Origin of the sequence: Nonomuraea sp. NPDC050556 (genome assembly GCF_044457355.1) — a bacterium.
Taxonomy (GTDB): Bacteria; Actinomycetota; Actinomycetes; order Streptosporangiales; family Streptosporangiaceae; genus Nonomuraea.
Genome location: NZ_JBITGU010000002.1, coordinates 115391 through 128961, shown reverse-complemented (window position 1 = coordinate 128961; position 13571 = coordinate 115391). Strand labels below are relative to the sequence as shown.

Annotated in this window: 13 protein-coding genes; 8 read left to right on the top strand and 5 right to left on the bottom strand. The window is 68.4% G+C overall.

What is annotated here, in order from left to right; genetic code table 11:
• Window positions 1-289: 289 nt before the first annotated feature.
• Window positions 290-1633 (bottom strand): MFS transporter, encoded by a 1344-nt coding sequence (locus ACIBG8_RS18660; protein WP_397344073.1) that lies wholly within the window; start codon window positions 1631-1633, stop codon window positions 290-292.
• A 62-nt stretch (window positions 1634-1695) separates the two neighbouring features.
• Here ACIBG8_RS18660 and ACIBG8_RS18655 point away from each other — a divergent pair, with 62 nt between their 5' ends.
• The 6 genes from ACIBG8_RS18655 to ACIBG8_RS18630 all read left to right on the top strand — a co-directional run bounded on the left by ACIBG8_RS18655 (window position 1696) and on the right by ACIBG8_RS18630 (window position 7919).
• Window positions 1696-2307 (top strand): ArsR/SmtB family transcription factor, encoded by a 612-nt coding sequence (locus tag ACIBG8_RS18655; RefSeq protein WP_397344072.1) that lies wholly within the window; start codon window positions 1696-1698, stop codon window positions 2305-2307.
• An 880-nt stretch (window positions 2308-3187) separates the two neighbouring features.
• On the top strand, window positions 3188-4147 hold the full coding sequence (gene rpsB / locus ACIBG8_RS18650; protein WP_397344071.1) for a 30S ribosomal protein S2: 960 nt from the start codon (window positions 3188-3190) through the stop codon (window positions 4145-4147).
• 374 nt (window positions 4148-4521) lie between these two features.
• Complete coding sequence (tsf, locus tag ACIBG8_RS18645) at window positions 4522-5355, top strand: translation elongation factor Ts (protein WP_397344070.1); 834 nt, start codon at window positions 4522-4524, stop codon at window positions 5353-5355.
• A gap of 376 nt (window positions 5356-5731) precedes the next feature.
• Complete coding sequence (pyrH, locus tag ACIBG8_RS18640; RefSeq protein WP_397346139.1) at window positions 5732-6430, top strand: UMP kinase; 699 nt, start codon at window positions 5732-5734, stop codon at window positions 6428-6430.
• A 52-nt stretch (window positions 6431-6482) separates the two neighbouring features.
• Window positions 6483-7040, top strand: a complete 558-nt coding sequence (gene frr, locus ACIBG8_RS18635) for a ribosome recycling factor (protein WP_397344069.1) — start codon at window positions 6483-6485, stop codon at window positions 7038-7040.
• A 57-nt stretch (window positions 7041-7097) separates the two neighbouring features.
• Window positions 7098-7919 carry a phosphatidate cytidylyltransferase gene (locus ACIBG8_RS18630; protein ID WP_397344068.1) on the top strand — a complete coding sequence of 274 codons (822 nt, stop codon included), beginning with the start codon at window positions 7098-7100 and terminating at the stop codon, window positions 7917-7919.
• Between the two features lie 301 nt (window positions 7920-8220).
• On the opposite strand, the gene ACIBG8_RS18625 is transcribed toward ACIBG8_RS18630, so the two are convergent.
• Complete coding sequence (locus ACIBG8_RS18625; protein ID WP_397344067.1) at window positions 8221-9237, bottom strand: suppressor of fused domain protein; 1017 nt, start codon at window positions 9235-9237, stop codon at window positions 8221-8223.
• Between the two features lie 92 nt (window positions 9238-9329).
• Between ACIBG8_RS18625 and rlmN the strand changes: the two genes are divergently transcribed.
• Complete coding sequence (rlmN, locus tag ACIBG8_RS18620) at window positions 9330-10439, top strand: 23S rRNA (adenine(2503)-C(2))-methyltransferase RlmN (RefSeq protein WP_397344066.1); 1110 nt, start codon at window positions 9330-9332, stop codon at window positions 10437-10439.
• A 3-nt stretch (window positions 10440-10442) separates the two neighbouring features.
• Here rlmN and ACIBG8_RS18615 read toward each other — a convergent pair whose 3' ends face one another.
• Both ACIBG8_RS18615 and ACIBG8_RS18610 read right to left on the bottom strand, forming a co-directional pair.
• On the bottom strand, window positions 10443-11114 hold the full coding sequence (locus tag ACIBG8_RS18615) for a hypothetical protein (RefSeq protein ID WP_397344065.1): 672 nt from the start codon (window positions 11112-11114) through the stop codon (window positions 10443-10445).
• Window positions 11111-11812, bottom strand: a complete 702-nt coding sequence (locus ACIBG8_RS18610) for an ATP-binding cassette domain-containing protein (RefSeq protein ID WP_397344064.1) — start codon at window positions 11810-11812, stop codon at window positions 11111-11113. The genes ACIBG8_RS18615 and ACIBG8_RS18610 overlap by 4 nt, the downstream gene beginning before the upstream one ends.
• A 111-nt stretch (window positions 11813-11923) precedes the next feature.
• On the opposite strand from ACIBG8_RS18610, the gene ACIBG8_RS18605 reads away from it, so the two are divergent.
• Entirely contained in the window at window positions 11924-12457 is a 534-nt protein-coding gene (locus ACIBG8_RS18605) for a DivIVA domain-containing protein (protein ID WP_397344063.1), read from the top strand.
• Here the strand turns inward: ACIBG8_RS18605 and ACIBG8_RS18600 are convergent.
• Complete coding sequence (locus ACIBG8_RS18600) at window positions 12447-13445, bottom strand: AI-2E family transporter (RefSeq protein ID WP_397344062.1); 999 nt, start codon at window positions 13443-13445, stop codon at window positions 12447-12449. The genes ACIBG8_RS18605 and ACIBG8_RS18600 overlap by 11 nt on opposite strands.
• Between the last annotated feature and the right edge of the window lie 126 nt (window positions 13446-13571).

Below are 13571 nucleotides of genomic sequence, written 5' to 3'. Positions count from 1 at the left end.
CGGGACGGTCTAGGTGGCAATAGGGCGCTGGCTTGTTCGGTGCTAAACGGGTTTAGGGCGTAAGAGTGCTGGGCTGTTCAGTGCGACATGGGCTTAGGGCGTAAGAGTGCTGGGCTGTTCAGTGCGACACGGCCTCAGGGTGTGAGAGTGCTCGGCTGTTCGGTGTGGGGCGGGAGTGCTGGGGTTTCGGTGTGGGGCGGCCTGAGGGTGTGAGAGTGCCGGTGGTTCGGTGCGGGGCGTTTTAGGGCTTAGGGGCTAAGAGACGTAGGGGTGCGGGGGTTCGGGGCTGTTAGCGGGTGGTGCGGATGCGGAGGTAGTGGGCCTCGGTGGCTGCCTGGGATGTCGGGCTTGTCTGGTGGGGCTGCTGGGTAAGGGGGCGCCGGCGGGGGCGGAGTGGGGAGGTCCAGACCCAGACGCTGCTCAGGGCGATGCCCACCGCGCAGATCAGGATGACGGAACGCAGGCCCACCTGCTCGGCCAGCAGGCCGCCGAACACGCCGCCCAGTGCCATGACGCCCTGCACCGCGAAGGTCATCGTGGCGTTGACGCGGCCGCGGACCTCGGCGGGGGCCTCGCGCATGATGATCGCGCCGAGGCAGGTGGCGAAGGAGACGACGATGGCGCCGGTGGCCGCGCTGGAGATGGCGAGGACGGTGATCTTGAAAGCGAGCGATCCGTCCAGCAGACCAACGAGAACGATGTCCATGGGGAAGAACAGAACGGTGGCCAGCAGGATGCGGTTCTCACCGAAACGCTTGGCCAGGCGGGTGGTGGCCCAGGCGCCGAGCAGGCCGCCGACGCCGGAGACGGCAATGAGGGCGCCGAGCAGGCCCTGCGGGATCTGCAACGTGTTGACCATGTAGAGCATGTGGACGGCGATGTACGCGGTGGCGAAGAAGTTGATCGTGGTGCCGGCGGCGAGCAGTGAGCGGATCACCGGGTGAGTGGTGGAGAAACGCAACCCCTCGACGATGTCGCGCCACATGCCCTTGGAGACCGCTGGGGTGTGGTCTTCGTGGGTTCTGATCGAGCGGAGCATCAGGGCGGAGGCCAGGAAGGAGAACGCTTCGACCAGTACGGCCATAGGAGCGGTGAGGAGTTGCACCAGGAGTCCGGCCAGGCTGGGGCCGGCGACGGAGGCGGCCGAGTAGGACGCCTGGAAACCCGCCATCGCCGCGGTGCGCTGCGTGGGGTCGACGACGGCTGCGAGGTGCTGGAAGTTGGCGGATTTGAAGAGTACGGAGGCTGAACCGATGATCAGGGCCACCGCGATGAGCCACGGCACGGTCAGCACGCCGAGGAACCAGCCGACGGGAACGCTGACCGCGGCCAGCGCCGAGACCAGCTCGCAGGCGACCATGACCGGGCGGTGCCTCTTGAGCCGGTCGGCGATGGCGCCCGCCTGCAGGCCCAGGAGCAGGGCCGGTACGGCTGCCGCCGAGGTGAGCAGGCCCATCTCGGTGGGGGAGGCGGCCAGCATGGTGACGGCGGTGAGCGGTACGGCGAGCCTGGAGACCTCGGAACCCGTGATCGAGGTCGTGCGAGCCGACCAGAGGAGGCGATAGTCACGCTGCTTGCGAAGGGGGATGGCCTGAAGCATCGAGGTCTCCGATTCATGAAGGGTTTGCTTCACAACTATGAAAGTAATGCTTCAGAGTTATGAAGGCAACCCTTCAGATCGGATATCTTGTTGGCATGAGCAACGTGCGCGAACCGCTGAGCGACCCGAAGGCGATGAGGGCGCTGGCCCACCCGGCCAGGCTGGCGATGATCAACCGGCTCTCGGTCGAGGGCTCCGCCACGGCTACGCAGCTCGCCGAGGCGGTGGGGGTGACGCCGAGCGCGGCCAGTTATCACCTGCGGATGCTGGCCAAGTACGGGTTCGTGGAGGACGCGCCGTCCAGCGGGGACGGCAGGGAGCGGGTCTGGCGCGCGGTCAAGGGCGGGATCACGGTGAGCACCGAGGTCGGGGAGCCGTTGGAGGTGCGGGCGGCCAAGGACCTGCTGATCGACGCGGTGTGGAAGGACGCGGCCGAGGAGGCGCGGCGGGCTCGGTTCGCGCAGGAGCAGGAGCCTGAGGACTGGCGGACGGCTACCAAGATGAGCCGGACGATGTTGTTGCTCACGGGGGAGGAGATGCGGGTGCTGGGGGAGGAGATCGAGAAGCTGACCGCGCGGTATCGGGCTACGGACCGGGACAAAAGCCAGCTGCCTGAGGGGGCTCGGGTGGCGGAGGCGCAGGTGTACCTCTTTCCGCGCGCCGAACGGCCCGCGCCGGGCATCCCCACAGAGGACCACGACGCGTAGCCCGCTTCGGGGTGTACGGAGCGCCGGGGCGGTTTGGTCGCCGGATGTGGGGTGAGCGTGACGGGTTTAGGGCACCCGGGGTGTCGCGTTCGAGGGCGTGCGTGGGGGGAGTGTTTGCGAAGGGTGGGGGTCGAGGGCCGCCTCCGTAGGGGCGCGGAGGGGGAGAGCGGGTGCTCAGGGCGGGGCGTCGAGAGGGCGCGGTTGCGTTGGCTTCCGATCGGGTTGCCTGTCGGTGTGGGGTGTGGGGTGTGGGGTGTGGGGTGTGGGGTGTGGGGTGTGGGGTGTGGGGTGTGGGGTGTGGGGTGTGGGGTGTGCGGGACGGGTTTGGGGGCGCCTGGGGGTTGCGCGAGGGGCGGCGTCGGCGGCCGTCAGGGGGAACGGTGGGTTGGGGTGTCTGGGCATCCACGAGGGTTGCGTGGGGCGGGTGTCCCGGGCGGCTGGGAAGAGTCGCGTGTCGGCTCGTCTCCGGCCCTCGGGCGTCCGGCTCTTGGCCTTCTTTCGTCCGGCCGTCGCGCCATCGCCCCCGAGCACGGTCCTGTCGATCGTTCGTTCGTTGGGTGGCTGGTCTCATAGCTGTTTGGGGGGGAGGGGCGGGGTGGGGGTGTGGGCTGGGCTTACGGGGGTCGGTCAGGAGGTACACTTTTCGATGGCCTGTCTGTCAGAAATAGCCGAACCGGGTGCCGCAGGGTTCCCGGAGAGGTCAGCTACAGCAGCAGGCCGACTTCGCATGCCCCGCCACGAGCCGCTCCTTCGGTCCGGGTGAGAACCCGGCTGGCGCGGAATCTGGGGCATCAGGGCGACGGTCACAAGGCCGCCGCGACCAACCGAGAAACGCGCCCGCGCCACTGGTGCGAGGCGCCACAACCTGGAGGACCAGCTCATGGCCCCCGTCGTCACCATGCGACAGCTGCTTGAGAGCGGCGTTCACTTCGGTCACCAGACCAGGCGCTGGAACCCGAAGATGAAGCGCTTCATCATGACCGAGCGCAACGGCATCTACATCATCGACCTGCAGAAGTCGCTGGCGTTCATCGACCGCGCCTACGACTTCATCAAGGAGACCGTCGCCCACGGCGGCACGATCCTGTTCATCGGCACGAAGAAGCAGGCCCAGGAGGCCATCGCCGAGCAGGCCGCCCGCGTCGGCATGCCGTACGTCAACCAGCGCTGGCTGGGTGGCATGCTCACCAACTTCTCCACCGTGCACAAGCGTCTGCAGCGTCTGAAGGAGCTCGAGGAGCTCGACTTCGACAACGTCGCCGGCTCGGGGCTCACCAAGAAGGAGCTCCTCATGCGCCGCCGCGAGAAGGACAAGCTCCTGCGTACCCTCGGTGGCATCCGGGACATGTCGCGCGTTCCCAGTGCGGTGTGGATCGTCGACACCAAGAAGGAGCACATCGGGATCAGCGAGGCTCGCAAGCTGAACATCCCGGTCGTCGCGATCCTCGACACCAACTGCGACCCGGACGAGGTCGACTACCCGATCCCGGGCAACGACGACGCCATCCGCGCCGTCGGTCTGCTGACCCGCGTGGTCGCCGACGCCGTCGCCGCCGGTCTCATGGCCCGCTCCGGCGCCGCTCGCGGTGACGAGAAGCCCGCCGCCGCCGAGCCGCTGGCCGAGTGGGAGCGCGAGCTCATCGAGGGCGCCGAGTCGGCCGTGGCCGTCGAGGACGCCGCTGTCGCCGCTGAGGCTGTGGCCGAGGACGAGGCTGAGGTCGTCGCCGAGGCTGAGGCCGCGCCGGCCGAGGTCGAGGCCGGTGTCGAGGACGAGACGATCGAGCCCGTCGAGGCTGTCGAGACCGTCGAGGCCGAGGCCAAGGACGACGAGCAGGCCTGAGGCTTTTCCGGTACGGCTGGCGACAGCCGTACCGGACCTCTCGCTTCCACGGTGAGAGCGGGACACAACAGCACAGCGTGCGGCGGATCGGGCTCCAGGGCCGTGGGTTTCTGCGGAGCCCCTGGAACCCGGCTGACCTCAGGGTCGGGAGCCGAGGTCCGATGAGGGCTGAGGGTCTTAAGGGCTGGGGTCCGATGAGGGCTGAGGGTCGTGAGATCCGAAGGTCTGTCGGTGGCTGAGGTTCTTGAGAATCGAGGTCCGTAAGGGCCAGAGCCCAGGTGAGTCGCCGCTGTTCCCGTCCCGCCCGCAAGCTCCATACGGCTCGGCCGTACAGAACACAGGCATCCACGACGAACTCCTACAAGGAAAAGACAATGGCTTCCGTGAACATGGCCGACGTCAAGCGGCTTCGCGAGCTGACCGCCGCCGGCATGATGGACTGCAAGAAGGCGCTCGAGGAGTCCGAGGGCGACTTCGACCGCGCCGTCGAGATCCTGCGCCTCAAGGGTGCCAAGGACGTCGGCAAGCGTGAGGCCCGCACCGCCTCCAACGGCCTCGTCGCGCTCAAGCAGGACGGCGACGACAAGGCCGCGCTGCTCGAGCTCAACTGCGAGACCGACTTCGTCGCCAAGGCCGAGCGCTTCCAGGAGCTCGCGGCCGAGGTCGTGGCGCACATCCTGGCCACCAGGCCGGCCGACGTCGACGCCCTGCTGGCGTCGGAGCTCGACGGCAAGTCCGTCAAGGAGCACCTCGACGAGGCCAACGTCGCGCTCGGCGAGAAGATCGAGATCCGCCGCTTCGCGGTCCTCGAGGGCGGCTACGTCGGCGCCTACATGCACAAGACCGACCCGCAGCTCCCGCCGGCCGTCGGCGTGCTCGTCCAGCTGGACAAGCCGAACGCCGAGGTCGCCAAGGACATCGCGCAGCACGCCGCCGCGATGGCGCCGAAGTTCCTCAACGCCGAGGCCGTCCCGGCCGAGGTCGTGGAGAAGGAGCGCGCGCTCTTCGAGGAGATGACCCGCGAAGAGGGCAAGCCCGAGGCCGCGATCGCCAAGATCGTCGAGGGTCGCGTCAACGGCTGGTACAAGGACTTCACGCTGCTGCAGCAGGCCTTCGTCAAGGACAACAAGAAGACCATCGCGAAGTACGCCGACGAGAACGGTGTCACTGTCGAGGCCTTCGTCCGTTTCAAGGTCGGCCAGGCTTAGTCTCGGTATCAGAGACCCGATGGGCTTCGAGGGCCGAAAGGTCCTTGGACCCGGAAGGGCTCGAGGGACCACCACGGCCCCGGAAGGGCACAGGCTCCCTGGGGCCGGAAGGTTCCGGGAGGGCTGAGGTCTTCCAGGACCTGAAGGTTCCGGGAAGGCTGAGGTCTTCCAGGACCTGAAGGTTCGGGGGAGGCTGAGGGCCCCGGGGCTGGAAGGTCCCGGAGGGCCGAAAGTGTCGCTCCGGGCCGATAAGGTCCCGGAGGGCCCGAGGGTCTCGGAAACCGAGCCGCACCAGACATCACACACCGAGGAGGCCGCCGTCGTGCAGGAGAACCAGGAACCAGCTGCGTCGGCGGCTTCGTCGTACAAGAGGGTGATGCTCAAGCTGTCCGGCGAGGCTTTCGCCGGTGGCGAACCGCTGGGCATCGACCCCACCGTGGTCGGCCACCTGGCCGACTCGATCGCCGAGGCCGTGCGCGAAGGCGTGCAGGTCTCGGTCGTGGTCGGCGGTGGGAACATGTTCCGCGGCGCGGCGCTGTCCGAGCGCGGCATGGACCGCGCCAGAGCCGACTACATGGGCATGCTGGGCACGGTCATCAACTGCCTGGCGCTCCAGGACTTCCTTGAGAAGCGCGGCATCGAGACCCGCGTGCAGACGGCGATCACCATGCAGCAGGTGGCCGAGCCGTTCCTGCCTCGCCGTGCCATCAGGCACCTCGAGAAGGGACGGGTCGTCATCTTCGGCGCCGGGCTCGGCTCGCCGTTCTTCTCGACGGACACCTGCGCAGCCCAGCGCGCGCTGGAGATCGGCGCCGAGGCGCTGCTCAAGGGCACCCAGGTGGACGGCGTCTATGACGCCGATCCCCGCAAGAACCCCGACGCGGTCCGATTCGACCACCTCGACTACAGCGAGGTGCTGGTCCGCGACCTTGCGGTCATGGACGCAACCGCGATCAGCTTGTGCAAGGACAACGACCTGCCCATCGTGGTATTCGACCTCATGGGCGAGGGCAACATCCTGCGCGCCGTACGCGGTGAGAAGATCGGCACGCTGGTGAGTCCGGCAGGCAAGTAAGACTGGTCGCGAACCCGAGCCGGGTGAGTCGCCAAGAAGGCAGGGAGCTGCTGTGATCGACGAAACTCTCCTCGAAGCCGAGGAAAAGATGGACAAGGCCCTCGGGGTGGCAAAGGAGGACTTCTCTGCCATCCGGACGGGCCGGGTCACTCCTTCCATGTTCAACAAGATCAACGCCGAGTACTACGGGACGCCGACCCCGATCCAGCAGTTGGCCTCCTTCACGGTGCCCGAGGCGCGGATGGTGCTCATCCAGCCGTTCGACCGCGGCTCCGTGGTCGCGATCATCAAGGCGGTCAGGGAGTCCGACCTCGGCGTCAACCCCACCGACGACGGCGCCGTGATCCGCGTGGTGTTCCCCGAGCTGTCGGAGGAGCGCCGCAAGGAGTACATCAAGGTGGCGCGGACCAAGGCCGAGCACGCCAAGGTCTCGATCCGCAACATCCGCCGCTCCGCCAAGGAGACCCTTGACAAGATGATCAAGGATGGCGACGCGGGCGAGGACGAGATCCGCCGCGCTGAGAAGGAGCTCGACGACGTGACGCAGAAGCACGTCGCCAAAGTCGACGAGCTGCTCAAGCACAAGGAAGCCGAGCTGCTCGACATCTGATCGGCACACCCGCACGGCCCTCGCGTGACGCGGGGGCCGTGGGCATATGGAGAGTCAGTGGAAGAACGTACGGCCGGCAGTCGTACCGGTAGAAACCTGCCGGCCGCCATCGGCGTGGGCGTCGGCCTCGGCGCGCTGGTCATCGTGTCGCTGTTCACCGTCAAGGAGTTGTTCCTCCTGGTGGTGGTGGCCGCGGTGGGGATCGGCGTGGTGGAGCTGATCCAGGCTTTCGGCACGCGTGGCATCAAGGTGCCCACGGTGCCGCTGGTGGCTGCGACGGCGGCCATGCAGGCTGCGGCGTATTGGGGCGGGCCTACGTGGTTGCTGGCCACGTTTGTGGGGTTCGTGTTCGTTCTGCTGATCTGGCGGATGTTCTCGGCTAGTACGGATGGGTTCGTGCGGGACACCACTGCTTCGGTGTTCACGCTGGTATATCCGCCGTTGCTGGCGGGGTTCGTGGCGTTGCTGCTGGCGCCGGGGGATGGCCGGGATCGGGTGCTGATCTTCATCGCGGTCACGGTGGCCAGCGATATCGGCGGGTACATCTTCGGGGTGCTGTTCGGGAAGCACAAGATGTCGATCATCAGTCCCAAGAAGACCTGGGAGGGGTTTGCCGGGTCTGTCCTTGCCTGTGTGGGGGTGGGGGCTTGGTTGGTGGTCTGGCTGATGGATGGGGAGATCTGGCAGGGGGCGCTGATCGGGGTGCTGGTCGCGGCGCTGGCCACTGTCGGGGATCTGATCGAGTCGATGATCAAGCGGGATCTTGGGATCAAGGACCTGGGGTCGATCTTGCCGGGGCATGGGGGGTTGATGGATCGGCTGGACTCGCTGGTCACTACGTTGATTCCGGTTTGGGTGCTTCTTACAGTGTTCTTCTGACGGATACCGCTTGGCTGCGGTGTGCGGCTCCTGCGAGGGTTGAGGTCCTTTAGAGGCAAACCCGGGGTAGGCGGGCCGGGGAGGTGTGAGAGCCCAAGGTCCGTATGGGCCCAAGGTCCTTAGAGGCAACCCGCGTCTGGGCGTGCGGGTCCCGTGGGGCTGGGGTCCTTCAAGAGAGGCAAACCCTGGGGGTACGGCGGGGCCGGGGGATGGGCCGCTCGCCGACCGGGGCTGGGGTCTCTCCAGGGGTACGGGTATCGGGCGTGTGGGTTTGGCGCCGTAACGGACCCGCGTTGGGCGGCTAGATGGTGTTGTTCGCGGACAGGGCTTCGGTGGTTACGGGGACCAGCCAGAGCCACCGCACCGCCTCCCCGCCGAAGACGAAGCCGGACATGTCAGGCATCTCGGGGGCATCGGCGAGCATGAGGACGCCTGAGTACTGCGCCCCCAACGGGAAGGTCGCGGGCTCGTGGTACCACTTCGCGGTATGACCGTGGCCGAGCCACGTGACCGAATGCCACGGATACTGCGCCAGCCACACCAGCAGCAGCGCCGCCTCCCGAGGGTCGTCGTGCGTCGCCACGGCCAGCTCGATCCGCGCATACGCGTCAGGACGGTCGATCCACTGCTCGACCGTCGGCATGCGCTGGCAGCTCATCCCCACCGTCGAGAGCACGGTGAAGCCGCGCGAGCCGTGCGGTGGCCGCTCCGTGATCCCCACCGTGGGCAGCCGCTCGCCGCTCGCGTCCCAATAGCGCCCCGCCGGTCCGACGGCGCGGTCCAGGTGCCCCATGACGAACTGCTGGAACGACGCCCACGAGCCCTCGCTGTGCCGCCACTGCCAGTACGACCTGGCGTTGCCCACCCGAGGCTGCAACCCCTCCAGCGCCTCCTCCAGCGACCACGCGAACGGCGTCTCGCCGAGCGCGTCGCGCGCGTAGCCGGGCATGCCGCGGCTCATGTCCGCCCAGCCCGGAATGACCGCGAGCAGCTCGTCGTTCTCATAGAGGGTGACGCCGTCGCCCTCCTCGAACCACAACGCCGTCAGGTCGCCCAGCGGGCGCCTGCCCGACGGGTGGCGCGTGTTGGCGCGCGGCATCAGCGGGGGCAACCCCTGGTTGATCCTGGTGAGGTCGACGGCCTCCGCTGCCTCGCGGTGGTTGGCCAGCCAAACGGCTCCATGCACCCTGCCGTCGGGGGAGCACAGGTAAGCTACCGAGGAGAGCTCGTCGCGTTCGACCACCAGAGTGCGGCTGCCATAGGGGTTACCGGCGGTGAGGACGACCTCCGCATGTCCCTCTCCCCGGAATATCGCCATACATCTGGACTTTAGATCACCGGGGACCACAGTCCAGAAGTCTCGGACGATTGCGCTCCGTGACGCATTTGTCCGACCGTAGGAGAGAGTGCATGACCGCCGAGAAGACCGAGCGCCCGCTGCTGCAGTTCGCCGCACCTCGGCGCGCCAAGCCGGCCCGCCACCTGGCAGACCTGACGATGGCCGAGCGCCGCGCCGCGGTCGCCGAGCTGGGGGAGAAGCCGTTCAGGGCCGACCAGCTCTCGCGCCACTACTTCTCCCACCTGACCGCCGACGTGTCGGAGATGACCGACCTGCCGGCCGCGGCCCGCGAGCAGCTCGGCGTGCTGTTCCCGCCGCTGCTGACCCCGGTCAAGGAGCTGACGACCGACGAGGGCACCACGCGCAAGACGTTGTGGCGGCTGTTCGACGGCGCGCTGGTCGAGTCGGTGCTCATGCGCTACCCCGACCGGGTCACGATGTGCGTGTCGTCCCAGGCCGGATGCGGCATGAACTGCCCCTTCTGCGCCACCGGCCAGGCCGGGCTGACCCGCAACATGTCGACCGCCGAGATCGTCGAGCAGGTCGTCTCGGGCGCTCGCGCGCTGGCCGCCGGTGAGGTGCCCGGCGGGCCCGCGCGGGTGAGCAACATCGTGTTCATGGGCATGGGCGAGCCGCTGGCCAACTACAAGGCCGTGATCGGCGCGGTGCGCCGCATGGTCGAGCCCGCGCCCGACGGGCTGGGCATCTCGGCGCGTGGCGTCACGGTCTCCACGGTCGGGCTGGTCCCGGCGATCGAGAAGCTCTCCAACGAGGGGCTGCCGGTGACGCTGGCCATCTCGCTGCACTGCCCGGACGACGAGCTGCGCGACAGCCTCGTGCCGATCAACACGCGGTGGAAGGTCAAGGAGGTGCTCGACGCGGCCTGGGCCTACGCGGCCAAGACCAAGCGCCGGGTGTCGATCGAGTACGCCCTGATCAAGGACATCAACGACCAGGAGTGGCGCGCTGACCTGCTCGGCAAGCTCCTGAAGAACAAGCTGGTGCACGTCAACCTGATCCCGCTCAACCCGACGCCCGGCTCGAAGTGGACGGCCTCGCGGCCGGAGGACGAGCGCGCGTTCGTGCGGCGCCTGCAGTACCACGGCGTCGCGGTGACCGTAAGAGACACGCGCGGGCGCGAGATCGACGGCGCCTGCGGCCAGCTCGCCGCAGCGGAGTAGTCCCTAGGGGCGGGTACGGCGGAGCCAGCCATATGCGGCCAGCCCCAGGAGCGCCCACCCCAGGGAGATCGCGCCGAGCGCGGGTAGCTGGTCCACCAGCGTGCCCGCGCCCGCCGCCCTCATCCACAGCGTCACGGGCACCGTGAGCCAGTAGAGCGGCCCGATGCTCAGCAGCAGCATCGCCAGGAACCCCACCAGCAACGCCATGATCGACAACGCCGGTGAGCGCAGGATCGGGCGGCTGGTGAGCGCCCCCAGCGCGGTTCCGGTGAGGAGCGCCAGGAAGTGCAGGGCGCCGGCCGTACCCAGAACCCCGGAAGAGGGGGACGCGGACAGCCCCAGCAGCAGGCCCCACCCGAACGTCAGCCCGGCGAACACGAGGTTGACCGCGAGCACCGCGGCCAGCCCGGCGGTGACCTCGCGGAAGGGCCCGCCCACCGCGGTGGCCGAGATGATCCGCTGGTCGTCGGGTTCGGTGTCCAGGAGGCTGCGCGCCGACCAGGCGAGCACCGGGATGATCAGCACCGCCGCGTCCGTCAGCGCGGCCAGCTCCCCGCCGACAGGCGCCCTGTTGGAGTAGACCATCCCGATGACGATGAGGAGCAGCAGGAACGCCTGGTAGACGCGGTGGGAGCGAATATAGGCAGATATCCGGAACCGGGTGAGGGCGATCATGCGACCTCCTCCGCGGCGTACCCCGACGCCTCCATGCTCGCCAGGAACCCGGCCAGCTCGTCGTACGGCAGGCTGACCCGCACCACAGCCCGGCGAGAGGCCACGGTCGACTCCTTGACCCGCCCGTCGATCACCGACCACTGCCGGATCGGCGACAGGTCGCGCAACCCGCCCTGATGGTCGCTGACCACCACGATCGTGCCCTGGGAAGCCAGCTCGCCGAGGATCGACGGCAACACCGAACGCGTGTCCGCGTCGAGCCCCGCGAAGGGCTCGTCGAGGATCAGCAGCCCGGGGTCCGCCATCAGCGCCTGCGTCAGGCCGACCTTGTGCGCGCTGCCCTTCGACAGCTCGCGCAGCCGTAACCCCAGCAGATGCTCGGCGCCGAGCCGCTCGATCCAGGGCTTCCAGGAGGCGCCGCCGCGCACCCGCGCCATGTGCCGCAGGTATGCGGCCACGGTGAACGGCTGGGCGATGGGCAGCCGGTCGGGCGCGAAGCCCACCACGGGAGGGCGGCCGGTGATGGTGCCCGAGACGGGTCTGGTCACGCCGGCGAGCAGGCGCAGCAGGGTGGACTTGCCGGCCCCGTTGACCCCCGCGACCTCCACCATGTCACCACGGTCGAGCGTGACCGTGACCTCGCGGAGGACGGAAGGTTGACGCCTTCGGTATGCGAAAGAGACGTTGGACAGCCGCATAGTCCTGTAACCGTATAGGGGCCACTCGCATAGCCGGTGTAAAGAGCCCCACAATGGACGCGGATACCGGGCATCACAGGAGGATCGAGCTTGAATCGCTTTCCACGCGTCATGGGTATGCGGTCAGGCTACGACCCGGTCGAGGTTGACGAGCTCATCGCCCGCATCGAGGCCACGCTGGGCCGTGGACCGCAGGACGCGCAGCAGGTCACAGCGGATGAGGTACGGCGCGCGACGTTCCGCCCGAAGCGCGGCGGCTACAACGAGACGGCCGTCGACTTCGCGTTGGAGGCGTTCGTGGTGGCGCTGGAGACGCGGATGAAGAGCACCGTGCGCATGGCGATGGTCGAGCCGACCGACGACCTGCTGCGCGAGGAGTGGTTCGAGGCGCAGGCGGCCAGGGTGGAGCGGGTGGCGTTCCGTCCTGGCCGGATGGGGTCCGGTTACAACGAGGACGCCGTCGACGCCTTCCTCGACCGGATCGTGGCGACGTTACGCGGCACGACGCAGAACCCGCTGACGGCGCAGGCGGTGCGCGACTCGGCGTTCCCCACGGTGATGTTCAAGCCCGGGTACCTGATCGCCGACGTCGACGCGTTCCTGGAGAGCATCGCCGAGGTGCTGGAGCAGCGCGTCACGTCTTAGCGGGCTCCTGCCGGATGAGCGCGACGATCACGGAGGCGACGGGGGCGGCCAGGAAGGCGCCGGTGATCCCGGCGACCACGCTGCCGACGGCGATGGCGAGCAGGATCACCGCGCCGGGCAGGTCGAGCGCCCTGCCGTAGATCTGCGGGGCGAGCACGTGCCCTTCGAGCTGCTGCACGAGCACGGTGACCGCGATGACGATGAGCGCGACCAGCCAGCCCTTCGCCACGAACGCGACCACGGCGGCCAGCAGCCCGGCCATGAACGCCCCGACGACCGGCAGGAACGCGCCCACGAACGTCAGCACGGCCAGCGGCAGCGCGATGGGCACGCCGAGGATCCACAGCGCCAGCCCGATGAAGAACCCGTCCACGACGCCGACGATGGCCACGCCGCGGATGTAGCGGCCGACGACGTCGAAGATGACGGCTCCGCCGGAGCGCAGGCGCGGCCGTACGCCGACGGGGGCCAGGTCGGTGAGCCACTCGTAGAGCCGGTCGCCGCCGTGCACGAAGTACAGCGACAGGATGATGGCGAGCACGGCGCCGACGAGGATCTCGCCGATCGTGCGGGCCCCGGCGAGCGCGCCGGTGGCGATCTGCTGGCCCTGCTTGCTGATGTAGTCGCGGGCCTGGGTGAGCCACTTGTTGAGCTGGGTGTCGTCGATGCCGAGCCGTCCGGCGAGGGAGTGCAGGTCGTTGAAGGCGGTGCCGACGCTGGTGTGGAGCTGGGCGAGGCCGCTGACGGTGGGCGGGACGAGCAGGGCGAAGAACGCGACGCCGAGGATGAGGCCGCCGACGCAGACGAGCGTGGTGGACAGGCCGCGGTTCATGCCACGGGCACGCAACCAGCGCGCGGGCGGCAGCAGCAGCGTGGTGATGAAGATCCCGAGGATCACCGAGATCGCGACGGTCCGCACCACGTAGACGCAATAGAGGATCACCGCCGCCAGAGCGATGATCCCGAGTATCCGCCATGCTCGTGTCATGCCAGACGATCTTCCCCCTGACCAGGCATAACAACCCTTAGGGGTACGGCGGAGCCAGCGGACAGCCACCCGCCGACCCGCGCCGGCGTCCGTGCGTCACGGCAAACAGCCGGACGCACGACCCGC

What these genes read in the sequence shown, in the direction of transcription:
- ACIBG8_RS18625 (WP_397344067.1), bottom strand. Translation starts at nt 9,237, where the DNA reads ATGGCGATATTCCGGGGAGAGGGACATGCGGAGGTCGTCCTCACCGCC.
- ACIBG8_RS18655 (WP_397344072.1), top strand. Translation starts at nt 1,696, where the DNA reads ATGAGCAACGTGCGCGAACCGCTGAGCGACCCGAAGGCGATGAGGGCG.
- rpsB (WP_397344071.1), top strand. Translation starts at nt 3,188, where the DNA reads ATGGCCCCCGTCGTCACCATGCGACAGCTGCTTGAGAGCGGCGTTCAC.
- tsf (WP_397344070.1), top strand. Translation starts at nt 4,522, where the DNA reads ATGGCTTCCGTGAACATGGCCGACGTCAAGCGGCTTCGCGAGCTGACC.
- rlmN (WP_397344066.1), top strand. Translation starts at nt 9,330, where the DNA reads ATGACCGCCGAGAAGACCGAGCGCCCGCTGCTGCAGTTCGCCGCACCT.
- pyrH (WP_397346139.1), top strand. Translation starts at nt 5,732, where the DNA reads ATGCTCAAGCTGTCCGGCGAGGCTTTCGCCGGTGGCGAACCGCTGGGC.
- ACIBG8_RS18610 (WP_397344064.1), bottom strand. Translation starts at nt 11,812, where the DNA reads ATGCGGCTGTCCAACGTCTCTTTCGCATACCGAAGGCGTCAACCTTCC.
- ACIBG8_RS18615 (WP_397344065.1), bottom strand. Translation starts at nt 11,114, where the DNA reads ATGATCGCCCTCACCCGGTTCCGGATATCTGCCTATATTCGCTCCCAC.
- ACIBG8_RS18605 (WP_397344063.1), top strand. Translation starts at nt 11,924, where the DNA reads ATGGGTATGCGGTCAGGCTACGACCCGGTCGAGGTTGACGAGCTCATC.
- ACIBG8_RS18600 (WP_397344062.1), bottom strand. Translation starts at nt 13,445, where the DNA reads ATGACACGAGCATGGCGGATACTCGGGATCATCGCTCTGGCGGCGGTG.